The 24,734-nt window shown below is 64.9% G+C and carries 18 protein-coding genes; 11 read left to right on the top strand and 7 right to left on the bottom strand.

Annotated features, from left to right (window positions below; genetic code table 11):
* Positions 1 to 240: 240 nt before the first annotated feature.
* Both ACLP9N_RS24650 and ACLP9N_RS24645 read right to left on the bottom strand, forming a co-directional pair.
* Entirely contained in the window at positions 241 to 936 is a 696-nt protein-coding gene (locus tag ACLP9N_RS24650) for an EthD domain-containing protein (RefSeq protein WP_442409835.1), read from the bottom strand.
* A gap of 46 nt (positions 937 to 982) precedes the next feature.
* Positions 983 to 2,689 (bottom strand): thiamine pyrophosphate-binding protein, encoded by a 1,707-nt coding sequence (locus ACLP9N_RS24645; RefSeq protein WP_442409834.1) that lies wholly within the window; start codon positions 2,687 to 2,689, stop codon positions 983 to 985.
* A 356-nt stretch (positions 2,690 to 3,045) separates the two neighbouring features.
* Between ACLP9N_RS24645 and glgX the strand changes: the two genes are divergently transcribed.
* Together glgX and ACLP9N_RS24635 are read left to right on the top strand one after the other, a co-directional pair.
* Positions 3,046 to 5,217 carry a glycogen debranching protein GlgX gene (gene glgX / locus ACLP9N_RS24640; protein WP_442409833.1) on the top strand — a complete coding sequence of 724 codons (2,172 nt, stop codon included), beginning with the start codon at positions 3,046 to 3,048 and terminating at the stop codon, positions 5,215 to 5,217.
* Complete coding sequence (locus ACLP9N_RS24635; RefSeq protein WP_442409832.1) at positions 5,210 to 7,360, top strand: AGE family epimerase/isomerase; 2,151 nt, start codon at positions 5,210 to 5,212, stop codon at positions 7,358 to 7,360. The genes glgX and ACLP9N_RS24635 overlap by 8 nt, the downstream gene beginning before the upstream one ends.
* A gap of 16 nt (positions 7,361 to 7,376) precedes the next feature.
* On the opposite strand, the gene ACLP9N_RS24630 is transcribed toward ACLP9N_RS24635, so the two are convergent.
* Positions 7,377 to 7,955, bottom strand: a complete 579-nt coding sequence (locus ACLP9N_RS24630; protein ID WP_442409831.1) for a DJ-1/PfpI family protein — start codon at positions 7,953 to 7,955, stop codon at positions 7,377 to 7,379.
* A 372-nt stretch (positions 7,956 to 8,327) separates the two neighbouring features.
* Between ACLP9N_RS24630 and ACLP9N_RS24625 the strand changes: the two genes are divergently transcribed.
* From ACLP9N_RS24625 to ACLP9N_RS24610, 4 genes are read left to right on the top strand one after another with little or no spacing between them, the layout of a single operon-like run.
* Entirely contained in the window at positions 8,328 to 9,164 is an 837-nt protein-coding gene (locus ACLP9N_RS24625; protein WP_442409830.1) for a type 1 glutamine amidotransferase domain-containing protein, read from the top strand.
* 38 nt (positions 9,165 to 9,202) lie between these two features.
* Positions 9,203 to 10,327, top strand: a complete 1,125-nt coding sequence (locus ACLP9N_RS24620) for a phosphotransferase family protein (protein ID WP_442409829.1) — start codon at positions 9,203 to 9,205, stop codon at positions 10,325 to 10,327.
* Positions 10,328 to 10,338: 11 nt separating this feature from the next.
* Complete coding sequence (locus tag ACLP9N_RS24615; protein ID WP_442409828.1) at positions 10,339 to 11,103, top strand: SDR family NAD(P)-dependent oxidoreductase; 765 nt, start codon at positions 10,339 to 10,341, stop codon at positions 11,101 to 11,103.
* A 19-nt stretch (positions 11,104 to 11,122) separates the two neighbouring features.
* Entirely contained in the window at positions 11,123 to 13,339 is a 2,217-nt protein-coding gene (locus ACLP9N_RS24610) for an FUSC family protein (protein ID WP_442409827.1), read from the top strand.
* Between the two features lie 24 nt (positions 13,340 to 13,363).
* On the opposite strand, the gene ACLP9N_RS24605 is transcribed toward ACLP9N_RS24610, so the two are convergent.
* Positions 13,364 to 17,533 (bottom strand): nSTAND1 domain-containing NTPase, encoded by a 4,170-nt coding sequence (locus ACLP9N_RS24605; RefSeq protein WP_442409826.1) that lies wholly within the window; start codon positions 17,531 to 17,533, stop codon positions 13,364 to 13,366.
* A gap of 563 nt (positions 17,534 to 18,096) precedes the next feature.
* On the opposite strand from ACLP9N_RS24605, the gene ACLP9N_RS24600 reads away from it, so the two are divergent.
* From ACLP9N_RS24600 to ACLP9N_RS24590, 3 genes are all read left to right on the top strand, one after another.
* Positions 18,097 to 19,032: a TIGR03564 family F420-dependent LLM class oxidoreductase gene (locus tag ACLP9N_RS24600; protein WP_442409825.1), complete on the top strand. Its 936-nt coding sequence runs from the start codon at positions 18,097 to 18,099 to the stop codon at positions 19,030 to 19,032.
* 67 nt (positions 19,033 to 19,099) lie between these two features.
* The gene (locus ACLP9N_RS24595) at positions 19,100 to 19,438 is read left to right on the top strand and encodes a hypothetical protein (protein WP_442409824.1); all 339 of its coding nucleotides are present in this window, start codon (positions 19,100 to 19,102) and stop codon (positions 19,436 to 19,438) included.
* A gap of 517 nt (positions 19,439 to 19,955) precedes the next feature.
* A complete protein-coding gene (locus tag ACLP9N_RS24590; protein ID WP_442409823.1) occupies positions 19,956 to 20,987 on the top strand; it encodes a metal-dependent hydrolase in 1,032 nt (343 codons plus the stop codon).
* A gap of 33 nt (positions 20,988 to 21,020) precedes the next feature.
* On the opposite strand, the gene ACLP9N_RS24585 is transcribed toward ACLP9N_RS24590, so the two are convergent.
* On the bottom strand, positions 21,021 to 21,266 hold the full coding sequence (locus ACLP9N_RS24585; protein WP_442409822.1) for a hypothetical protein: 246 nt from the start codon (positions 21,264 to 21,266) through the stop codon (positions 21,021 to 21,023).
* A gap of 35 nt (positions 21,267 to 21,301) precedes the next feature.
* Here ACLP9N_RS24585 and ACLP9N_RS24580 point away from each other — a divergent pair, with 35 nt between their 5' ends.
* A complete protein-coding gene (locus tag ACLP9N_RS24580; RefSeq protein ID WP_442409821.1) occupies positions 21,302 to 21,586 on the top strand; it encodes a hypothetical protein in 285 nt (94 codons plus the stop codon).
* Positions 21,587 to 21,854: 268 nt separating this feature from the next.
* A complete protein-coding gene (locus ACLP9N_RS24575) occupies positions 21,855 to 23,138 on the top strand; it encodes a hypothetical protein (RefSeq protein WP_442409820.1) in 1,284 nt (427 codons plus the stop codon).
* A 3-nt stretch (positions 23,139 to 23,141) separates the two neighbouring features.
* On the opposite strand, the gene ACLP9N_RS24570 is transcribed toward ACLP9N_RS24575, so the two are convergent.
* Together ACLP9N_RS24570 and ACLP9N_RS24565 are read right to left on the bottom strand one after the other, a co-directional pair.
* A complete protein-coding gene (locus ACLP9N_RS24570; RefSeq protein ID WP_442409819.1) occupies positions 23,142 to 23,828 on the bottom strand; it encodes a sensor domain-containing protein in 687 nt (228 codons plus the stop codon).
* The gene (locus ACLP9N_RS24565; protein WP_442409818.1) at positions 23,828 to 24,715 is read right to left on the bottom strand and encodes a hypothetical protein; all 888 of its coding nucleotides are present in this window, start codon (positions 24,713 to 24,715) and stop codon (positions 23,828 to 23,830) included. The genes ACLP9N_RS24570 and ACLP9N_RS24565 overlap by 1 nt, the downstream gene beginning before the upstream one ends.
* Between the last annotated feature and the right edge of the window lie 19 nt (positions 24,716 to 24,734).

The following is a 24,734-nucleotide window of genomic DNA, read 5'->3' as shown; positions in this document are numbered from 1 at the left end:
GTCGACGTCGGGGTCTATTGGCAGAACCCGGCGCCAGGGCGGCGTTGCAGGCCCATCAATTACGGCGATACCCGGGGCCGTCGATCATCGTCCCGCTCACAGAAGCGCGAAGACGTTGCAGCCGAATGTCTTTAGCCGGACAGGCTCCAACCCGACCGGCTACCGGCAAAACGGAGGACGCCCGGCAATGCCGCCGGAGCGTTCATGGCGGACATTTGGTTCATGTCGACTCTGTCGGGATCAGCGCGGTTCGGGCCCGATGATCCAGGTTTCGTCCGTCACCATCATGTGTGCATATTTCGGGTTGATGAAGTTGACCATGTCGGCGGCGGCTTCGGCGAATTCCGGCGACTCCATCATCGTCGCAATGGCTTCGACGTTGTCGAACCACAGGATGCTGGCGGAATCCAGGAAAGCTTCACCCAGGGCGTAGGCTCCGTCGTTGACGTGGCATTGGTAGTAACGGCGCAGGCCCGGCAGCTTCAGGTCCTTGGCTGCATGTGTTTCCAGGCTGTAACGGCGGAACTCCGCCAACGGCATCCCTTCCTTGCGTTTGGCCAAGCCGATGATTTTCACCATCGTTGACGGGGCGGTGAACGCCGGGCCCGGGAGCAGGACGTGGTCGGCGGTGTCAAGCACGATGGTCCGCCAGAACGCAGCCCAGTTAGGTTCGTCCAACCGTGCCCCTTCGAGGAACTCTTTCGACTGCAGACTCGCGAGTTGCTCTTGCTCGTTCTCCAGAAAGATCTCCGCAACCCCGCTCCAGAGCGGGTCTGCCGGTTCCGGCCCAAAGGGGATGCGGCAGTCGATCATGTACTTCTTTATCTGCGGGATTTTGCTGGCGTATTTGACAGCGTGAACTTCCTTCCAGTAGCGCTGGAAGTCGGATTCGCTCATTCCGGGCTTGGGGTGAGCGAAAATCAGCTGGTGAATCACGGTTGACTCCTCACGTGGGATTACTCGAAGGCGATTTTGTTAAGTGCTACTGCCCGCAGTGCATGCCGACCATTTCCGGCCTGACGTTGCCCTCGACCACTACATCAAGCAGAAACGGACCCCTGTGCGACAGCGCTTTGTCTAGCGCCGGGCCGATCTGATCGGGTCTTTCGATCCGCGCGCCCGGGACGCCCATCGCCTCGGCGAGACCCACGAAGTGGATCGGCGGTTGCGATAGGTCAAAACAGAACGGGTAGTCGTGAGCAGTGTACTGCCGCTCCTTCCAGTACGCCTCGATGTTCACTTGCAGCAGCCGATAAGAGCCGTTGTTGCAGATGACGAATTTGACATCCAGGTTGTGCCGGGCTGCCGTCCAGAGCGCCTGGATCGTATACATGCTGCCGCCGTCACCGGTGAAGCCGATCACCGTCTTGTCAGGGTTGGCGAATTTCGCTCCGATCGAGCCGGGAATGCCCACGCCCAGCGAACCGCCGCGGGTCAGGAAATACTGTCCCGGCGTACGCGGCACCCAGTGCCGGGTGATGTCCGGAGAACACGTCAGCGCTTCGTCGAAGATGATCGCGTCCCCGGGGAGCCGCGGCACAAGCTCCTCGATGAAGCGGGCGAGGTGCATGGGCACACGGTCGCGGTTCTTGCGATCCTGTTCGCGCAGGGCGGTGAGCTCATCGGCTCGGGCCTGCTCGATGTCTTTCGCCCGCGCCGCCGCCGCGGTCCTCTGAGCCGGCGTCAGCAACTCTTCGAGCGCAGCCGCCAGCAAGCCGAGCGTCAACTTGGGATCGCTGACCAACCCGACCGTCACAGGATGACACTTGGCGATCTCGTAGGCGTTCAGGTCAATGTGGATCACCTGAGCGCCCTCGGCAAAGATGGGGCCCAGTTCCGGAAAGACCTCGTTGACCATGTAGGTGCCGCACACCAGATTCACGTCCCCCTTGGTGGTGATCGGCAAGCTCTGGTAACCGAACATGTGACCGGTGCCGCCGCGGTAGAGCGGATGGGTGTGATCGATGTTCAGCTCGCCGGCGTCTACCTCCCAGACCTCGGCCCCCAGTAGCTCAGCCACTCGCGCCAACTCCGGTTGCGCACCCGAGAAGGCGACGCCGTCGCCGACGAAGACCGTGGGCTTGTCCGCGGCCGCCAGCAGCACCGCGGCCTCGCGGATGGCAGCGGCCTCGGGGACCACCCGGGTCGACAGCACCGGGGTCGGCGCCACGTCTTCGATGGCGGGCGCATCGAGGACGTCCATCGGCAGACAGACATACACCGGACCCATCGGCGGCGTGGTGGCGATCTTGATCGCGCGCCGCAGGACACGCAACAGCGACGAGGGCTCCAGCACCATCGTGGAATATTTCGTGAAGGGCGCGGCCATCGCCACCAGATCGCCGGCCATCTGCGAATCCATCGCCTGGTACTTGACGCCCGCGTCACCACCGATGACGACCAGCGGCGCGTGGCCGCGCTTGGCCTGGTAGAGCGCGCCCAGGGCGTTGCCGAGCCCTGGCGTGCTGTGAATCTGCACCAGCGCCGGCTTGCGCGCGGCACGGGCATAGCCGTCGGCCATCAGGACGGCCACGGATTCTTGCAAGGCAAGGACGTACTGCAGCTGCGGATAAGCGTCCAGCGCGTCGAGGAAGCCCTGCTCGACGGTGCCAGGGTTGCCGAACATGTAGTCGAAGCCGTCGGCGACGAACTGTTCCAGCACGACGAACCGTCCAGTTTTCTGACTCATGACTAGTGCCTTCCCGGAAGTTCGTTGTGCCTTGCCCGTCGTTCGCAGCCCATCGATTAGGTGAGCGCTCCGGAATTGCGCATCGGCCGCAACCCTGCTCGCTCAAGCGACATGATGAATCACTGTGCACGTCTTGCACCACACCTGTCCTGGAATTCGGGCCGAACAGGCCCGCCCGCGGCAAACAGCTCGGGAATAATTGCCGATCCGCCCCTGTCGGCGGAACGGCCCCGATATAGTACGGCGCACAGCGGTTGGGGTGAGATGGTGCACACTTCCGAGATTTCGGCAGTTCTACAACGACAACGACCGAGCGCCGGCCAACGGTCAGAGGCGCGGCGGAAGGTGGTGCGGTCGTGACGTCTACTCGGCATGGCCAGCACAGCCACGGAACCGCAACCGCGACGAGCGCACATCCCGGGCCGCACACATCCAAGGAGAACATCGAGGTAACTGTTGGCGTCGCCCAGCCGCTCGGCGCCACCTCCACTCCGACCGGCGTCAACTTCTCCGTCTACTCCGAGCACGCGACCAGCGTCACGCTGCTGCTCTTCGCTTCTCACCGGGCGAGGACCCCCGCTCACGAAATCGTGCTGAATGCGCGAGACCACAAGAGCTTTCATTTCTGGCACTGCCATGTGGCCGGTGTGGGTCAGGGCCAGGTCTATGCCTATCGTATGGACGGGCTCTTCGAGCCCACCGGCACTGGGCTTCGCTTCAATCACAACAAGGTGCTGATCGACCCCTACGCGCTCGGCAACGTCGACGACTTGTGGGATCGGGCAAGCGCCGTCGGGCCGCAGGACAACGTCGCCACATCGATGCGGAGCGTGGTGATCGACCCGACGACCTACGACTGGGAGGGCGACCGCCCACTGAACATCCCGCTGTCCGAGACGGTCATCTACGAGGCGCATGTCCGGGGCTTCACCAAGTCGCCGTCGTCAAAAGTGCGGCACCCGGGAACATTCCGCGGCATCATCGAGAAGATCCCTTACCTCAAATCTCTGGGGATCACGGCGATCGAGTTGCTGCCGGTCTTCGACTTCGACCATACGCAGATCCTGCGCGTCGGGCCAATGGGTCAGCTGCTCACCAACTACTGGGGATATGACCCCTACGGCCACTGGGCACCGCAGTCGTCCTACTGCGTTTCCCCGCATTTGGGCACCCATCTGGACGAGTTCCGGGACATGATCAAGGCGCTGCACCGGGCCGGCATCGAGGTGATCCTCGACGTCGTGTTCAACCACACCAGCGAAGGTAATCAGAACGGCCCGACCATCAGCTTCCGGGGTCAGGCCAACGAGGCCTACTACATGCTCTCGCGCAACGACTCTCAGTACTACATGGACTTCTCCGGATGCGGCAACAGCTTCAACGCCAACCACCCGGTGGTCACCAAGTACATCGTCGAATGCCTCGAGTACTGGGTGACCGAGCATCATGTCGACGGCTTCCGTTTCGACCTCGGCTCGGTGCTTTCCCGTGGCCCCGACGGCGCCGAAATGGCGGTGCCGCCGGTGCTGTGGAACATCGAGCTGTCCCAGATCCTGTGGAACACCAAGATGATCGCCGAGGCCTGGGACGCCGGCGGCCTCTACGAAGTGGGCCGGTTCCCCGGCGAACGTTGGCCACAGTGGAACGGCCCTTTCCGCGACTGCGTGCGCAAGTTCGTCAAGTCCGACCCCGGGCTCGTCGCGACCCTCGCGACCCGCATCGCCGGTAGTAGCGACCTGTTCGGCCCGTCCGGTGAGACGCCGATCAACAGCGTCAACTTCATCACCTGCCACGACGGCTTCACGCTCAACGACCTGGTGAGCTACGACCACAAGCACAACGAGGCCAACGGCGAAAACAACCGCGACGGCTCTGACGACAACAATAGCTGGAACTACGGCATTGAAGGGCCCACGGAGGATCCCGAGATCGAGCGGCTCCGCGAACGGCAGATACGAAACTTCGCCGCGATCCTGTTACTCAGCCGCGGCGTGCCGATGTTCGTCGCAGGCGATGAATTCCGCAGGACACAGTCGGGCAACAACAACGCCTACTGCCAGGACAATGAACTTAGCTGGGTCGACTGGGAGCTCGCCGAGCGCCACGCCGACGTGGTCCGCTTCTGGCGCAAGATGATCGCTCTGCGAAAGCGGTTCGCCACATTCCGCCAGCCCGAGTTCTTCGACAGCCGGGTCAACGAGCGCGGGTTGCCCGACGTGTCCTGGCATGGCTGCGAGCTGGACGATCCCGGGTGGAACTACGCCTACTCCCGAACGCTCTCGTTTACCCTCGGCGGCCTCGGTGACGACGACGACCTACACGTCATCCTCAACATGTTCTGGGAGAGCGTCGATTTCGAGCTTCCGAGCATTCCGGGCAGGCGATGGGTCCGCGCGGTCGATACGGCGCTGCCGTCCCCTGACGACATTCTCGATCCGGGCGACGAAGTCCCCGCCGAGTCCCCCACCTATCACGCCGGCGACCGCAGTGTCGTTATCCTTATCTCCCAAGAGGTTTCACATGACTGACATGTTGCAGTTCACGTTTTCGGACACTATCGCCGGCTATGTGGTCAGCTATGACGAAGACGAGAACTCCTTCGTCCTGCGGACAACCGATGACCGTGACTGCCTCGCCTACCTGACCTCCAACACGTGGGCGAACGCCATCCGCAATTTCGGGGAAGACTACCGGGACGTCACCGGGCAACTCGCCGACATGCTCTACCCGGGGCGGTACCTGTTCGCCTACGGCATCTTCTATCCGGAGGGCGACCAGCACCGCTTCGAGGTGAAGTCGATCGTGTTTCCCGGCCTGCCGGACAGGGAGTATTTGTTCGAAGAGGCCGACTGGTGGGTCAACCAGGTCCGCGCGGTGGCCGATTTCTACCTGCGGGGCCAATTCCCGGACGGCAACTACGACTGGCACAACTACCGGACCAAGCTGACCCTGGCCGGCACCCACACCCCCGACTACATCGCGCCGGACTTTAAGCAGGAAACCGACACCATCTCGCGCCTGGTGTACGGGCTTGCTACCGCCTACCTACTCACCGGGGAGGACCGCTTCCTCGAAGCGGCGGAGGCGGGGACCCTGCACCTGCGCGAGAACATGCGCGGGGTGCGCGAGGACGAAGGCATCGTCTACTGGTTCCATGGCGTGGACGTCTCGCAAAACGGGCAGCGCCAAGTCCTGGCATCGGAGTTCGGCGACGATTTCGACGCCATCCCGATGTATGAGCAGATCTACGCGCTCGCCGGCCCGACCCAGACGTACCGGGTGACCGGCGACCCTCGCATCCTCGACGACATCGACAAGACCGTCGCCCTGTTCGAGCGCTTCTTCCGCGACCCCGAACAGGGCGGCTACTTCTCTCATCTCGACCCGGTGTCGCTCGACCCGCGGTCAAACACGCTGGGACACAACCGGGCCCGGAAGAACTGGAACTCGGTCGGCGACCACGCGCCCGCGTACCTGATCAACGCGCTGCTGGCCACGGGCCGCAAGGACCTCGAGGACTTCCTCGCCGCCACGGGCGACACGATCGCCGCTCGGTTCCCCGACTACGATAACAGCCCCTTCGTCCAGGAGCGTTTCCACGAGGATTGGAGTCACGACCACCACTACAAGTGGCAGCAGGACAGCGCCGTGGTCGGCCACAACCTCAAGATCGCCTGGAACCTGATGCGCATCAACAACGTTCGCCCCAACGACGCCTATGTCAAGCTGGCGAGGAAGATCGCCGAGGTCATGCCCGCCGTCGGAAGCGACCAGCAGCGCGGCGGCTGGTACGACCTCGTGGAGCGCAGGCTTGCGCCCGGGCAGCAGGTGCGCCGCTTCGTCAACCACGACCGAAAGGCGTGGTGGCAGCAGGAGCAGGCCATCCTGGCCTACCTGATACTGGCCGGCACTCTCGGCGAAGACGAGCACCTGCGCCTCGGCCGCGAATCGGCGTCCTTCTACAACGCATGGTTCCTCGACCACGACGACGGCGGCGTCTACTTCAACGTCCTCGCCAGCGGCCTGCCCTATCTGCTCGGCAACGAGCGGCTCAAAGGCAGCCACTCGATGTCGGGTTACCACTCGACCGAGTTGTGTTACCTGGCAGCGGTGTACACCAACCTGCTCATCCGCGAGCAGCCGCTGGAGTTGCACTTCAAGCCCAAGGCGTCGTCGTTCCCCGACGGCATCCTGCGGGTCGCGCCCGACCTGCTGCCTCCCGGACGGGCGAAGCTCTCCAACGTCTGGGTCGACGACGAGCCGTACACCGAGTTCGACAAGGATAAGCTGACCGTGAACTTGCCGCAGGGCCAGGAGGTACGGGTCCGGGTTCGCCTGGTGTCGACCAAGTCCGAGCTCGACTCACGCCACGAGCAGCGCGAAGGTGAGTACCGCCTGACGTTGCTCGGCGCGATCCCGCCAAGACATCTCGACCATCTCCGCGCCGATCTCGCTGAGTTGCTGCGCGCCAACCCACGCCGACTCGTCCTCGAGTTCGCCGAGCTGGAGTCCCTCTCCGAGGAGGCCGTCAGCGTCTTCATCTTCTTCCTCGGCAAGGTGCGGCTGGACCAGGAGATCCACATCGTCGGCGCCAACGACGCGGTGAAACAGGCGTTTGCCAGCATCGACTCGGCGCTCTCGAACAAGTTCATCCACCTCGACAGCGCGTGAGCGCCGCGCCGGCGCGCTATGCGGCGGCGTCCGCCGCCAACATGTCGATGATCCGCCGGGCGAAGAGGTGGCACACCGGGCCGGCGCGTCCGGTGACGAGGTCCGCGTCTACGACGACGTCCTCGTCGACGTAGATCGCGCCCATGTTCCGCGCGTCGCCGAGCAGGTTGTTGTGGACGACGACGCGTCGACCGCGGACCAGCTCGGGCGCGGGGGCCACCAGCCACATGCCGTGGCAGATGATGCCCTTGAGGATGTCCGGGCGGGCGAAGACCCGCTGCAGGAACTCGGTCGCGGGCGGCAGCTTCGTGATGTCTTCGGTGTAGCGCAGCCGGTCCGACACCATCCCGGACGGAACGATGACGGCCGCGAACTGCCCGAGGTCCGCGTCGCTGAGCCCCTCGAAGCTTTCGTCGCAGACGAACGGCGCCCGCAGCTCGTGACCCTTGAACTCGATCGAAGGTTGACCCCACAGTCGGGTGAGGAAATGGGTCTCGGCCCCCTCCTCGGCGAAACGATGCTGGTAGTAGTGGATCTCTGGCTCGTAGAAGTCGCTCTCTATCAGGATGGCGATCTTCTTACCTTGCAACCTCATCGAACCTCCCTGGTGTTACGGGACCACGCTGATTCTGCGCCCGGGGCGGCGCCGCTGTCCGGCGGTACGCCAATGTTTTTCATGAACGATTCAAAACGACTCAAGGTGTAGAACAGCCACTCCGCATCTAGCTTTCACCCACGCGTTTCAGTACACGCTCATCGCGGTGATGACACTGGTGCTGCTCGCGTTGGCGATCATGCCACTGTTGCGATCCACCAGCCAAGCCCCCGCCGAACTGCAGAACCTGCCGCAGGAGGCTTAGCCGGCCTGCGCGGATGTCCTTCATCAGCCGCCGCAAAAGGTGTATAACAGCCAGACCGCGTCCTGCGTGACTGGGACCTGCGGAACAGCGACAGAAGGAGAACGAAAGTGACGGGCGCGATTCTGTGCTGCTTGTCGGAATGGGGATATTGGGGCGAGGAACTCGTGGGCCCCTACGATGTGCTCAGCGCGCAGGGCTACCGGGTCGACTTCATGACACCGACCGGTCAAAAACCACCCGCACTGCCACCCAGCATGGAGGCCGGCTACCTCGATCCCCCACTGGACAAGGTGGTCACCGACGAACACTTCGCCCGGCGCGCGCGCGATATCGATCGGTCCACCCTGCTCGACCACCCCATCAGCCTGGCCGAGTGGTTCCCGCAGATGCCGTACTTCAACAGCGCGGATTTCGGGCACCGTCTCGAGGAGTACCACTCCAAACGCGACACCTGCTGGCAGGAGTTGGATAAATACGACGCGCTGCTGCTGCCCGGCGGCAGCGGCCCCATGGTCGACATGGTCAACAATGAACGCCTGCACGACGTCATCTTGGGCTTTGTGGCCAAGGACAAACTCGTTGCCGCCGAATGCTATTGCGTCACCTGCCTGGCGTTCGCGCGCGACTGGACGGACCGCAAGAGCATCATCGCCGGAAAGCACGTCACCGGACACGCCAGGGAATACGACTACAAGGACGGCACCGGATTCGCCCACCCGTCGGTTGCCGGAGCCAACTTCGGTCCGCCGTTCTATCCGCTGGAATACATCCTGCGCGACGCCGTCGGGCCCGACGGCCAGTACCACGGCGGTGTGGGGCACACCCTTTCCACGATCCTCGATTACCCCTTCCTGACCGGACGCTCCACCCAAGACTCACAACTCGTGGGGGAATTGATGGTTCAGGTGCTGGAAAAGGGCTTGCGCCGCTACGGCTGGTCGTAAAATTCACGAGCAGCATCGGTCCCCCGAAGGAGCACCCCGTGGCCATCAAAAACACCATTGAAATCGACCTGGCCACCAAGAAGCTCACCGATTGGCTCTCCGCAAAGCTTCCCGGCGCCCACGACGTCATCGTCACCGATGTGAAGGAGCCCGGTTCAAGCGGCCTCTCCAACGAGACGGTGCTGTTCACCGCGACGTGGCAGGAAGGCGAGGTCCAGCAGATCAGGGAGATGGTCGCGCGCGTTCAGCCCCACGGACCCGGGATGTATCCGGAATACGACCTGTCCAAGCAGGCGACGGTGATCAAGGCGCTCGCCGACAAGTCGCCGGTGCGGGTGCCAACCGTGTATTTCTTCGAGGACGAGCCGGGCGTGTTCGGCGCGCCGTTTTTGGTGATGGAGCGGATCGACGGGCGTATCCCGGCCGATGATCCACCGTTCACCGCGGCCGGCTGGGTGCTGGACCTGACTGCGGAGCAACGACGGCGGATGTGGCACAACGGCCTCGACGCCCTCGCGACGATCCACAGCGTCGACTGGCGGGCCCTCGGACTGGACTTCCTGGACACACCTGAAAACCGCAGCGGTCTGGACGCGGATTTGGCCTGGTGCCGTCGCACGTTCGAGTGGGCTGCCGAGGGTGAACCGAACCCCACGATCGAGGCGGCGCTGGACTGGCTGGACAAACACCGTCCCGGCGGCGATCAGCCGAACGTCCTCAACTGGGGCGATGCGCGGGTGGGCAATATCATCTTCTCCGATGAGCTCGCCGCGGCCGGCGTGATCGACTGGGAGGCGGTGGTTCTCGCCAGCCGGGAGCAGGACCTGGGATGGTGGCTTTTCAATATCCGCCACCACACCCAAGGCGTCGGGCTGCCGCTGCCAGACGGTGTTCCCGACCGCGACCAAACTATCGAGCAGTACCAACGGATCACCGGCCATCGGGTGCAAAACATCGACTACTACGAGGCCCTGGCGGGCACGCGGCTGGCAATCTTCATGGTTCGCGCGGCCCATATGATGATCCCCGCGGGACTGCTGCCACCGGATTCGCCTATGGCGCAAAGCAATCCGGCCAGCCAGCTTGTCGCCAAACTCCTTGGCCTACCGGCACCGGTCGGCGCCACGACAACCTTCATCGGCCACCGGGGAACAACCGCCTAAGCGCACGGCTTATGGCGCTCCTGACTGGAAAGACCGCGGTCATCACCGGAGGCAGTACCGGGATCGGACTGGCAACCGCGCGCCGCTTCGTCGACGAGGGCGCGATGGTCTTCATCACAGGTCGGAGACGGGCCGAACTGGACGCCGCGGTGAAGCAACTGGGGTCGACGGCGATCGGCGTGCCGGGCGACGTGAGCAACGCGGCCGACCTGGACCGGCTTTACGCCACGGTCGCCGAGCGCGGCCGCGGCATCGACGTGCTGTTCGCCAATGCCGGGATCGTGGAACACGCTCGGCTGCAAGACATTACGGAAGAGCACTTGGATCGCTTGCTGGATGTCGACCTCAGGGCTGTCGTGTTCACCGTGCAGAAGGCGCTGCCCCTGCTCAATGATGGCGCCTCGGTCGTGCTGAACGCGTCGAACAAGGCCAGCAGGGCGGCCGAGGGAATCGGGGTCTATGCGGCGATCAAGGCGGCGATTCGCTCCTTCGCCCGCACCTGGGCCGTCGAACTGCGCGACCGCGGAATCCGGGTCAATGCGGTCAGCCCCGGCGCCACCGACACACCCGGTCGTGACAGACGGGTCGGTCTCGCCACCCAGGCCGCCGGCGGCTCCGAGGCGAACTTCCGGGCCTCGGGCACTGCGTCGATCCCACTGGGCCGGATCGGCACACCCGACGAGGTGGCCGGTGCCGTGCTGTTCTTGGCCTCCGATCTCAGCACTTTCGTCACCGGTGCAGAGATTGTTGTCGATGGCGGGAGAAACACCGTCTAATCTTCGTACAATCTTTGCCGTGTCCGTGCCGTGGGTGACCTGGTCGACTTCGGCCGCGATACGGGCGGTGCGGGCCACCATCGTCGTGACCGGGCTGTTCGCGCTCACCCTGGAAGTCATCGGCGACCGGCAGCAGCAGATGTGTCTGTTCGCCACCTTCGGCGCCCTATCCACGGTGGTCTTCACCGACTTCGGCGGCACCCGGCGCGACGTTTTCCTGGCCCAGCTGGGGCTCGCCGGCACGGCGGGCCTGGCGTTGACGATCGGCACGGTGGTCAACCAGAACCTCTGGCTGGCCACGCTGGTGACGATTGCGGTCGCATTCGTCATATTCTTCGCGGGAGTGATCGGCCCCAACGCGGCGGGCGCGACGAGTACCGCACTGCTCGCCTACGTGCTGGCGGTCGCTTCGCCCGGCACCGCGGAGACCATCCCGCACCGGCTGGCCGGCTGGTGGCTGGCCTCGGCGGTCAGCACGGCCGCCATCCTGCTGGTGCCGACGAAGAATCCAGGGGATCGGTTGCGGGCCAGCGCCGCAGCCGCGGCGGCCGCACTCGGGCGCCAGTTGCGCGCGGCGGTTCGCGGTGCGGCCGCGCCCGCCGAGACGGCGACAAGCCTGGCGGCCACGAACGCCCTGCGAGAGGCGTTCGCCGCGACACCCTACCGGCCGACCGGCCTGGCCACCGCCGACCAAGCGATGGCCAATGCAGTGCAAGTCCTGCAGTGGTGCGGCACGCTCACCGCGGACGCGACGGACGACCGAGCGGACCCGAGCCAGGCGGTGGCGGCCGACCGCGAGTTGCTCGGCGTGGCCGCCGATGTTTTGGAGGACACCGCAGCGCTGTTCTCGGGCGCCGTCCTCCGGCCCGCCATCGACCGACTCGAAGCGACGCGCGCGACACGCGGCGCCCATCGACGAGCCCTGCCGGATGACCCGGAAGCGGTCCGGGTGGCGGCGGCGCAGGCATACCAGGCGCAGGTGATCGCCATCGCGGCGCGCACCGCCGCCGCCGACGCGCTCATCGCCACCCGCCACGAAGCCCCGGAAATGATTGCGGCAGAGCGCCGCTCCTGGTATGGCCTACCGCAAGAAGGGCCGCCGCAACAGGAATCACGGTTGGGCGCGCTGACGGGCAGCCTTGGGGTGGTATACCGCTACGCCAGCCTGCGTTCGGTGTGGTTCCTCAACGCCGTCCGCGGCTCGGTCGCGCTGGCCATCGCCGTCGCCGTCGCCGACATCACCGGGGTCGAGCATCGTTTCTGGGTGGTGCTGGGCACCCTGTCGGCGCTGCGGACAAACGCGACCGCAACCGGGTCCACGGCGTGGCGCGCGCTGGCCGGCACCACGCTCGGGTTCGCGGTCGGAGGGGCCCTGTTGGCCGCGATTGGGACCGGCCCGGTCGCGCTGTGGACCGTGCTGCCGATTGCGGTGTTCGTTGCGACGTACACGCCCGGGACCGCGCCATTCGTGTTGGGCCAGGCGGCATTCACGCTCACCAACGTAGTGGCGTTCAACCTGTTGACGGCGGCGGGCTCGGGTTGGCACGTCGGCGCGGTGCGAGTCGCGGACGTCGCGATCGGCTGCGGCGTCAGCCTATTCGTGGCCACCCTGTTCTGGCCGCGCGGCGCCGGCCCGCTCGTCGGCGACAATCTTGCCGACGCGTTCCGCTCGGGGGCCGCCTACCTGGTCCAGGCCGTCGACTGGGCGCTCGGCCTGCGGCCCGACGAGCCGGATACCGCGATCGACGCCCTGACCGCGGGCACCCGGCTCGACGATGCCCTGCGGGGATACCTGGCCGAACAAGGCGCGAAGCCGTTGAGCAAGGACGATCTGTGGCAGCTTGTGATGGCTACCATGCGGCTGCGGCTGACCGCGCACTCGCTGGCCGGGCCACGATTGGCCGCCTCGTGGGACGGCCCGATAGACGCGACGCGCGAGAGGCTACGGCAACGGGCCGCGGAACTCGCCGATTTCTACCACCGGATCGCGGCCCGGCTCGAGCGCCCCGGGTCCACGGCCGCGACGCCGGACGCCGCGCCGCCGCCGGGCGATGCCGTCGCGCAGGAGAATGTCGCGGTCGCCGAACTCATGGCCACCGCCGGCGCTGTGGCGCCCACCTTGTGGATCGCGTTATGGGTGCACGAGCATGTGCACCATCTCGATACGAACGCGGAGGAGATCAGCGGCCCCGCGAATCGACTGGCGGCGATCCGTCAACAACCGTGGTGGCGCTGAGGCAGAAATCGCGGGTGAATGGCGCTACGGCACAGGCAGATTCGGGCACGCCTTGATGTACGGGATCCACGGCGACACCCACTCGCGCCACTGCTCGTGGCTCATATTGCTGCCGAGCTTGGCGCACAACGCTTCAGTGACGTCGGTCGGCGGGGGCTGCAGCCGCAGGTTCCCGTCCCAGCTTCCGGACAGCACTCGCGTGTCGTCGGGATTGAACGCCACGCTCGACACCCAATTGTGGTCGCCACCAGGCGGCACACCGATCGGCTGATGAGTCACCGTATCCCAAAACCGCAGTGCACCACCGGTATCGCCCGACACGATCCAGGGATGGTTGTGGGCGTAGGCCACGCTCAACACCGGGTTTTCATCCCCGCTCATCACCGCTATCGTCCGTCTGGACTGTACGTCCCACAATCGTAAGGTTCCGTCGTTGCTCGCCGAGATGATGCTGCGGCCGTCGGGACTGAAGCTGACACTATAGAGGGGAAATCCTGGTCGGCCCTCCATCGCCGGTCCCGTCGGACCTGGCGGGTCGACGGCCCACAACTGGATGGAGTTGTTGTCTTCTCCCGATGCCGAGACGACTTGGCGACTGTCCGGGCTGAACGCCACGCTCCATATCTGGTAAGGCGGCGACGGTCGCATCGTCGCAACAGGTTGGTGGTCGTGGGCGTTCCATAACCGCACCGCACCGTCGTTACTACCGGCGGCGATCAGTGCGCCGTTCGGACTGAACGCGACACTTTTCACCCGCCCGTCCGCGCCTGTTGGCGGTACCGGATCGAAAGCCAACTGGACGGAACGACCGGCTGTCAAGTCCCACAGGACGACGGCGCCGCCCTGCGGGCCGTCATTTCCGCCCGCGACAAGCTGGTCGCCGTCCGGACTGAACGCGACGCTGGTGATCACGTGTGAGTAGTCGTCCGACCGATCGCCCAGCGGCGCACCGACGGGACTCCCCGTGTCGGCATCCCAGATCTTCAGGGTGCCGTCGCGGCCGCCTGAAGCAATCCGGCGCCCGTTAGGACTGAATGCGGCGGCTCGGACTTCCCCCTGCCCGGCGGGAATAGGTAGTCCTGCGACGGCATCCCATACGCGCACAGAACCGTCACCGCCACCGGACACCATCCGAGATCCGTCGACGGTAAAAGTCACCGACCACACCTGGCCGTGGTGCCCCGCCAATGGACGCCCCACAAGAGCGCGGGAACGCCAATCCCAAACCCGCACAGTGCTATCCCCGCTTCCCGCTAAGATCCGCGTGCCGTCCGGACTGAACGCGATACCGTTGACCGGCTTGCTGTTGTCGATCCCGCGAGTGACTTGTTCGACCGGTGGTCGCAGGGTCCTCCCATCCCAAATCCCGATAGCTCCGTCTAACATCCCCGCGGCGACCTTGTCGCCGTGCGGAGCGAAGGCGACGCAAAGCACCTGGTCGCCAATGTCTTCCGATCCGGCGAGTGGATGGCCGTCGTTGCCGTCCCACAGCCGCACAGTGTGATCGTCGCTGCCGGAGGCGAGGAACCGCCCATCCGGGCTGAACGCCACACTGCGCACCGCAGCCGTGTGCTCGGTGCGAGTCGCCATCAGGAGGCCGGTGTCGGCGTTCCACAACCGCACGGTGTGGTCCGCGCCGGCGGAGGCCAAGCGGTGGCCGTCAGGGCTGAACGCGACACTGAACACCCGGCCCTGGTGACCAGTCAAAGCGTTGCTACTGGGTCGGCCCGATCTGAGATCCCACAGTTGCACGACCTGATCGTCGCCGGCCGTGGCAAGGCGACGCCCATCGGGGCTGAACGCCACACTCCAGACCTTTGCGTTGTTTGCTGCGGGACCGGCGCCTGTGTCGACAAGCGCATTGCGCAACCTGCCCGTCTTGGCATCGAAGAGAACCACGCGATGATCGTCGCCGGCAGCGGCGATATAGAGACCGTCGCGGCTCACCGCCACGCTGCGCACCGCGGTCACCGGGCCGCCGGGCGGCGACGCGTCCAGGATTTTCAGCTGACTGCGCAGACTGTTGGCCACCGTGCTGGCAGGCGCTGCGCCCAATTTGTTCGCCACCAACAACTGCTGGAGCGCGCGGACATCGCCGCCCGCGCGGCCCCCTTGAAGCATCTGCTCGGCTTCCTGCACCAGCCGCCCGGCAATCGCTGCCCGAGCCCACTCGAACGCAACGAAACCCGCGACCATAACAACGACGACCGCGATCGCCACTGCAGTGCGCACCACCCTCGTTCGGCGTCGCACGGATGCGAGACGCCGGTTCTCGGCCCTCCGGCTCGCGGCAACATATTCGGCCGTATCGGCGAGACGATGGGTGAATTCCGGCTTTTCGGCCAAGCGCTCAGCATCGGCGAGGCGGGTACCCGATAGCAGCCAATCGGGGTCACGGTCGCGCTTTTCCCAGGCATTGACGTTACGTTGCAGGTCCTCGGCGTTGAGCAGGTTCTGGCGCTCTTCGTTCAACCATCCGGCCAGGTCGTCCCATTGGCGCAGCAGGCTTTCCAGTGCGACCTCGACCGAAACATGGCCGCTGCGAGTGTCTTTGACCATGAGTCGTTTCGCGACGAGGTCGTCGATCAGCGGCCGGCTGTCGGCCGGCAGATCATCGTAATGGGCCATCCGACGCATCGGCTGGTCGTTGTCGGGGTTGATGGTGACGAGTTCAGGAATGAATGCGGCCCGCAACAACTGTAACTTGTGCTGCCGGTCGCCTGGCCGGGCGAGAAGGACTTGCTCTATCTCGTTGTTGACGACGTCGCGCATGCCTCCCATCGACTCGTAGTGGGCCAGGGTCAGCTGGCCGCCGCGTTCGTCGGCTTCATCTGTCCAATCCGTATAGAGCCGGGCCAGCGTCAGCGACAGCAGCGGCAGCGTGTCGGCGCCGCCCGCGGCGTCTTCGAGCAGCCGCGTGACCAGGTGCGGAGCGATGGTCAGCTGCTGGCCTCCCTCGCGGGCGCGCGCCGCGGGTCCGGCGACCACATTCTCGAACTGGGTGGGCGGCATCGGCTTGAGTTCGTCGAACAACACGCTGCCGATGCCTTCGAGGGCCGAATGACTTTGCATGGCCTCATAGCGATCGGTGCGGATCGTGGCTGCGACAATCAGTCCGACGTCATCGGTGTTCATTGCGCGGATCAAATCGGCGATGAGCACCAGAAACTGGTCGGCTTGTGGGCCGGCATCGCCGGAGAACAACTCCTCGGCCTGATCCAGTGGCAGCACCAGCGTGGGCGCGGTGCCCGGCTGGTCGGAATCGGCCACCCGTTTGGCCGCCGTGGCGCGCACCTCGGTCAACAACTCGGTGACACGGGCGAAGTCGGTGAGGCAGGCCTTTTTGATTTCGCCCGACGTGGCGGACAAGCTCAGCGCACGCCGGGCGGTGTGGATCGCCGTCGCCAACCCTCGATCTCCGGTGAGCGCACTGCGTTCCGGTCGCACGACGCCCAGTGTCAGAAAGTGTCGGTCGTCGCGCTGTAACCGTGGGATCAGCCCCGCCCGCAGAAACGACGACTTGCCGCTGCCCGAGGCGCCCAGCACCACGAACAGTGATTTCGCACCCGAGAGCCGCATCGCCCGCAGCTCGTCCAAACCCCGCACGATCGACCCGTCGCGGCCGAAGAAGACTGCGGCATCGATGTCCTCGAACGGTTCCCATCCCCGATATGGCGCCCGGTGCGGCTCCTCTTTGGGCGGCCACACAAAGTTCTCGGGGCCCACGCCGGTGCCCTCGATCGCCTTCCGCAGCTGATTCAGCGCTGCGGTGCTGAACAGCACCGGAGGCCCCTCCGGGACCTCGATTGCGGTTTGGGCGTCCGTCCTGAACAGATCGCAGCGCTGCCACTCGGAGGTGATGTCGTTGTCGTCGAGGTCTTCCAGGCGCGCGACCAGGATCCGTTTGCCCAGCGTTTCGGCGACCCGGTATTCGGTCATGCATTCGTGGGAGGTCCGCCAGCTGCGCGAGAGTAGACAGATCACCGCCTCACAGCGCGAATTGTGTTTGAAGAGTTGGGTCTTCCAGCGTTCGCCGACTTGCAGGCCCGAATCGGGGTCGATGTCGAGAAAGATCTCGTTGGCCAGTTGCGGCCGCACTTCGCCCAACCAGCGCTTCAACGCCAGCGCCGCCCGCGAATCGATACTCGAATGACTTAAAAAGATCCGCGGCACGATCGCTCCCAGCGCCAACACCAGCCCCGCCGGCTAAGTCTGGCACATCCCGGCAAAGGCCGTGCTGTTAATCGACACTCTGCGTTGACAACGAATTGGTCCTCTATCAACACCGAGAAATCCGGCGAATCGCCGATCAGCTAAAGCGGATTCAGCGCTCGGCGCCGATGTCGATGTCCACGAACGCGAAAATCGGCCCCGGTCAGGAAATCTCATCGAGCCGGGCGCCATGACAGAGGCGCCCATGATGGCGTTGATCTGGTCTGTACTGAGCAGAATGGACGTCAAGTCAGCGGGCCCCCCGGCGGTGCCGCGGTAGTTCGCGTGGGGGGCAGAGCAGCCAGTCCCCACGGCTCCGGCGGCGGCGAAGGCGACAAGCGCCACGGCCAGCGGAGGCCACCGGTTGCTATCCCGGGGACTAACAAAGACCCGGCGCGACATTCTTGTTGGCGCCGGAGTATTGAGAGCTACAGCAATCGCCATCGCGTACGCTTCCGGCGAGACGACCGTCGCCAAACCCGCGGATCTACTGTCAGCGGACCCGCTGGATATAGCCGACCTTTATTCCCGCCACTTCTTCTAGCATGAGCGCTATGCAGATCAGCCTCATGGGCTCCCTCAGCGATAACACAGGCCGTTCGCCAGTCGACGCCGTCGTGGACGACATCGCCCAGTGGCACGAGGAGGGTTTCCGCCGCGTTTGGCTGACCCAACGGCCCCCCGAACCCGACCTGCTCACAGTGCTGGCGATCGTGCTACGAGAGGTCGACGGTGTTGAGGTCGGCAGCGCGGTGGTACCGATCCAGAACCAACACCCGATGCTGCTCGCCCAACGAGCGCTGACGCTCAGCATGATCAGCAAAGGCCGGTTCATCCTCGGGCTGGGTATGACACAACGGCTTGTCACCTGGGACATGTGGGGTATCCCCTGGGACAGGCTATTGCGCCGGCTGGGGGAATGCCTCGACGGGTTGCAGCCGCTGCTGGCGGGCGAGACCGCCGACGCGGTCGGTGAAATCGTCACCACTCGCGGTTCGCTGCAGGTCCCTGGGGCGCCCGCGCCCGACGTGTACGTCGCCGCGCTGGGCCCGCAAATGCTGCGGCTTGCGGGCAAGCGCACGGCGGGCACGGTGACCTGGATGACCGGGCCGAAGTCCCTGGCCGAATACGTCGTGCCGACGCTGCGGGCGGCAGCGGTAGCGGCCGGCCGCCCGGAGAAGGCGGTACGGGTGGTCGCCGCGATACCAGTGAGCGTCACCGACGACGTCGCCGCAGTCAGGGCCACGGCTGCCGAGGTGTTCGGCCGGTACGGGCGGCAGCAGAACTACCGCGAAATGTTCGACCGGGAGGGTATCGCCGGACCGGAAGACCTCGCCTTCATCGGTGACGAACGCGCGGTCACTGAGCGGATCCAGGGACTAAGCGACGCAGGTGTCGACGAGTTCGTTGGCGTAGTTTTCGAATCCTCGGCACAGGGCCGCGACCGGACCCGCGCCCTGCTCCGGCAGCTCGACACCTGATCACGAGCAGCTCTGCGGGGCTGCGCCCCGCCGTAGGTAAGCTGGTGGGTCGACGCTGAAGGGTCCGGTGCCCCGTTACGCCTGTGTTGCCGGTGAGCACGGCGAGCAGCTTGGGCGTGTGCTTCCCCGGCTTCTCGGAGACTTCCGGGCCAAGCGCGCGGACGCGCACCACGTCGCGGTCAAGCTACGTACCGTCGATTGCGACATTGCGCCGCTGCACGACTGGGAAGCAACAGAATTCACGTTCGGCCCCGACGAGATTGAGAAGCTCGCAGTCGCTGAAAACGATCCGCTGAAAGCACGAACGCCTCGCGAATGGTTGGACTTTGGAAAAACCTTGGACAAAGAGGCGACGAGCACAAGAAGACCCCGTCTCTGCCGCCGTTTGCTTCCCTACGGTGCGTGACGTCTCCACGATGCTCGCACCAGTCGGCTTGCAGATGATCCGCACGCATAAGACCCTGAACGACAATGAGAGTCTCGTCTCAAGCCAATCCCCAATCCGCCAGCAGCCGTGGTGGCGGCGACGTGCCTCGGAGATGGCGGACAGGCGGACGTCCTGGCTGTTGGCTTCATGCTGAACGACGCCACGTACCAAGCGTTCCGCGCTAATCCGCCGACAGCTTATGCAATTACCGCCGGCGAGTCCAACAAGACAGAGGACTAAAGACCAGTGGACGAATTTCTCCGCTAAGCGCCGATGATAGACAAGTCCTATACTTCTTGAATTTGACATCGTTGTGGACTGCTGGAAGCACGGGCGTACCTTCCCGCAGCCTTGGTCCGCAGGAGTTGATCAAAATCCCTGCGCGAATTGAAAGATAATTGAAAGATTATGTCGGGAAGGTCACGCCCTCCCATCGAATTGCCGCGCAACCTCCCGGAATGCGCCGCAGGCATTGGTTGGCAGCTACCTTTACGCGATGGAGCCAGTTACCCACGTTCTCGCCGGAGCATGCCTAAGCCGTGCTGGATTCAACCGTACGGCTGCCTACGCAACCCTCGCCATGAGTTTCGCTGCTGAGGCCCCCGACTTGGACTTTCTATGGCGGTTGGGCGGATCGGTTACCGGATTCCAGCACCATCGCGGCATCACGCACACCTTTGTAGCCGCTCCTGTCATTGCGCTGGTAACAGTCATCATGGTCTGGCTCATTCATCAATTGCGCAGGAAGCCTCCGGCGGTGGCGCCTCGATGGGGGCTGCTCTGGCTCTTTTCGCTGATCGCCGTGCTCGGTCACCTGCTGCTCGATTACACCAACAACTATGGCGTGCGCCCGTTCTTCCCGTTCAACGGCCACTGGTACGCGTGCAGCTCTACCACTGTGTTTGACCCGTTCATCCTGCTCGCTCTGCTGGCGGCTTTGCTCATACCGTGGATCTTCGGCCTCGCCAAACGCGAGACTGGCGCGCGCCGTACCCGCATGCTTGGACGAGCGTGGCCCATCGCCGCGCTCATCTTTGTCGCTCTTTTTTGCTCACTGCGCGTCGCCGAGCACGCGCACGCAATCGAGCTGGCGCGCAACAGCAAACCTATGAACAAGCCGATCATCCGCATTGACGCTGAACCCTCCATGGTCAACCCGTTCGCATGGCAGGTTATTGCGGAGACGCACGACGTGTACTCCACCGTGGAAGTCCGCACCCTGCCTGATGGCGCGCTTACAGACACCGCATCGACCATCCACAAACCAGAGGTCACCCAGGCCGTCGCCGCAGCCAAGGAGTCTTTTCTGGGCCGCTTATATCTCGACTGGTCGCAGTTTCCCCTGGTAACAGACATCGACAAAGCTCCAGCGCCGGGTCTACCGCCGCCTCAACCCGGCTGGCACACGGTGAAGTTCCAGGACCTTCGCTACCCGCTCCCAGCATGGGTCTACATCGGCCCCGATAATACAGTGGAGGCAATGTTTGTAGGGTCCGCATTTACCCTCGGAACTTATACTGGCCACTAGTTCGCCTCATCCGGACCGGCCAGTTGAGTGTTGTCAGTCCCGCGACTTGTAATTCCTGTCGGTTTTGCAGAGCAGGATTTCCGGCCGCCCGTTGTAGGTCGCCTGGTGAATCGCCGATCCCTTGAAAACCCAATCGACCACGCGCACCTCGGCGCCCGCTTTGAGCAATTCGCCAACGATCTCGGCATGGTCGTCGCGGGCGGCGATTAACATCGGCGTGTGGCCGTCGGAGAAGGTGTTGACGTGCAGGTAGACAGTGTTGACACCCTCCCTCAGCAATCAGGCGCTGCACCTCCGCGGTGTCGCCACTGTCGATGGCGGCCATCGCCTTCTGGTTGTCGACGGCGTGCTGTCGGCTCTCTCGCATTGAAGGTGGCGTCGATCTCCAGCAGTTTTTCCTTCCCGAGGGTGTTGACGTTCAACTCGAATTGCAGGTGCTCCATCATCGAGAAGCCGTGGTGCGTGCTGAAGTGAAGTTAGCCCCTTGGTCGACAAGGTATTTCACGAAAGCAGGGAACTTGTACCAAAGCCCGTCCATGATCGGCGTGTGGCCCATCGTCGGGGTGACCGCGTCGACGAATGCTCACGCCGAGGGTTAGGAGAAACCGATGGAAATTCCGAATCGGCCGACGACCCAGGAGCCGCGCCGCGCGGTGGCGGTGCTGGGCACGCTGATGCCGCATCTGGCCGCCGAGCGTCGCCACATCTACCGCAACGCGACCGCGCTGGCGCTGTTGGCGGCGTTGCTCGCCGCCGCGTTCGGGTCGCTGTCGATTGCGCTGGTGCTGGGCGCGGTGGCGTTGCCGGCGGTGGTGTTGACCTATATCCACGACCACAATCTGTGGCGAGCCGATCACCGTCATCGCCGTGACGTTTGCGGTGTCCCTGGGCCTGGGCGTGGGTGTGGGGTTCCTGCACGCGTATTTCCTCCCGGGTATCTCGCTGGCCGCGGGCTCTTACCGGCTGCCACCGGTGTCGCGGATCCTCGAACTAGGTGTGCTGGTGCCGGTGGTAACGTTCGTCGCGGTGCTAGTCGCGCCACTGCTGGTGACCGCCCGCGCGGCGTTTCGCCATCCGATGGATGTCGTGGTCACCAGCGCGCTCAGCGGTGCGGCGCTGTCGCTGGGGCTCAGTCTGGTGGTCCAACACGGCGCGTTCACGCACCTGCAGGCCACCGCGGGTGACCCGGCTCGGGTGGCATTCATCGCGTTGACCCTGGGATTTCTGCAGCCCATCGTGTTCGCCACCGCGGCGGCGGTCGCGGTGTTGGGGTTGCGCAGTTCCGGTGTCAACCCGGCGATGGGCGTGGTGCGGGGGCTGGTGGTGTTGGTGCTCTACGGGCTGGCCATCACGCTCCTGGCACCCTACGGCGCCCGCGGCATCGTGCTGACCGCGTTTGCGGCGTTCGTGCTGGCCGGGGCGGGCCTTTTGGCCACGCACACCGCGCTGCACACCGCCGTCGACGCCGCGCCCGACGTGGAGCGCGTAGAGCACCGATTGCACGGGGCGGTCGTGGCCGCGATGATCGCCGTGGTGGCGATCGTCGCCGCCGGGGTCACCGCAGCGGTAGTGTTCAGCGGCCCCTCCACACAGCCCAACCCCCCGGAACCCGGGCCCGGCGGGATTGTTCCCACAACCCACGCGGTCGCCTCGATCCACCTCGCGTCGACCGTGACGCCGCTGGCGGCCGGGGGCGCGTCGACGGTCGATTTCGGCGACGGGGTCGTCCTGACCGTGGCTCCGGGCTGGACGATCGAAAGCCAGGGCCGGGGTTACGCCAACCTCGCCATTGAGCACCAAAGCGTGGGGATGGACGCCAGCGCCGGCACGGCGAACAGGCCCGACATCGCCCAAGAAGCAACCATGCTGATCGGTCAGGACATCAAAGCCCGCGGATTGATCGACGTCCGGCAGCAACCCCAGGTGCAGGTGCACGCGGTGCAGGGCAACAACTTCCAGCAGGCGCTGCCGATCAACTACACCGCTAATCTGCAAAACAACCTGGGCACGTGGCCGGTCTACGGGACATGGATTCAGCTGTTCAACCCCGCGGCCCACAGGGGGGCCTTCCTCGATTTCTACGCCATCAGCGGCGACAAGTATCAGGCGTCATTGCCCGACGTCAAGAGCATGCTCGCCGCCATGCTGTGACGGCTATTTCTTCGCGTTGACCGCCATCTTGTCGGCGAGCTGACGGCCTTCATCGGTGACGCGATATCCGCAGGCGTCGACATCGAGGACAACAGTGCTCACCGCGCTCAGCACGTGCTGGCAGTGCCAGCCGTCGGCGGGGTCTGCGTGGGTGTGCGGCTGCACGATCCTGGTGTCGGTGCCGGTGAGGTCTCCGACGATCCAGCGAACGGTTTTGCCGGGGTCGGTTTGGGTCACGGTTTGCCCGCTGCAGCTCTTCCATTTGGCCGCAGAACTTTTCACGAATGCGCCGGCCGCCTCGGCTGACGGAAAAGTCACCGCGGCCTGGCCGACAAGGTGTTGGCGGGCATCGCCCGGCTCCTGCAGCCGCTGCTCGAGCACCGCGGTGAATCCGCTGCCCGCATACACCGGAGCTTCGGCGACGGTGAGCGTCGCGCTGCAGTCCGGGTTCGACAGCGTGAACGTGGGGTTGACCATCGCCGTGCCGACCGCGCCGGGCGCCATGGCCGAGGCGCCCATGATGGCGTTGATCTGGTTGGCATTGAGCAGAATGGACGTCAAGTCGGCGGGCCCCCCCGGCGGTGGCGCGGTAGTCCGGGTGGTGGCAGAGCAGCCAGTCCCCACGGCGCCGACGGCGGCGAAGGCGACCAGCGCCACGGCCAGAAGAGGCCACAGGTTTTTATCCCGCACTACTTGCCGATCTCGCCGCAGAGAATCGGCTGAAAATAGAGCGTGGGCTGCTTGTCCTGGAAAATCTGATCCGACGATCCAAGATGGACGTTGAGGTACCAGCCGGAAAGAGTTTCATCGACGTTCGTGAACACCTTGGTCACCTGGGCGTCACCGGTGGGGGAAGCCACCAGGTCGTCGAGCGGGTACTCGAGAACCCCGGCCGGAAGCGGTTTGGGCGACCCGCAGGAACCGCGATGCAGGTGTTCGGCGTGGCCAGTGCCGGGAACCAGACCGTTCGCGGTGACGGTCACCGACAGCGTCTTCTTCGCCGCATCGTGGGTCACCTGCACGGTGGCCTCGGGGTGTTGGCCGGGATGTGGCGACGGCGCCATGGCCAGCGGATCCGATGCCGCCGAGGGGATGTCCGCGCACGAGATGGGCGTGAACCCCAGCGATCCCGGATCACCCAGTTGCGCCGAAGGCGCAAGATAGACGCTCAGCGAGGTCCCCGGCGCCGGACCGCTCGCGGATGGCTGCGGGCTGGTGACTGTGGTGTCGACGACTCCCTCGCTGTTGGCGGTCACGTCCGGGAACGAGACCAGCGCGTCGCCCGGTCCCGCGCAAATGCCCTGGCGGATGCGCATCGCGTGACCGCTTCCCGGCGTGAAGTCCAGCATCTTGACCTTGGCGCTCATCGTCTTTGTCCCGGAATCCCAGCTGAGCGCTACCGTGCCGGACGGCTGGGCGCTTAGCGGCGCGTTGATTGTCGAGGGCGCCGGCCCCGAAGGGGTGGCCGTGGTCGGGGTCGACGATGTCGTAGAGTTCGAGCCGCACGCGGCAACGGTCGCGGCCGCAACGACGGCTGCCGTGAGGGACCGGAGAACGGTGTCGTCAGTACTCGTCATGGGACCTCCGCTTTGCGTC

The sequence above is a fragment of the Mycobacterium sp. genome (genome assembly GCF_052144515.1).
Taxonomy (GTDB): Bacteria; Actinomycetota; Actinomycetes; order Mycobacteriales; family Mycobacteriaceae; genus Mycobacterium.
The sequence above is the reverse complement of the archived record's forward strand: the minus strand, read 5'-3'. Positions and strand labels throughout refer to the sequence as shown.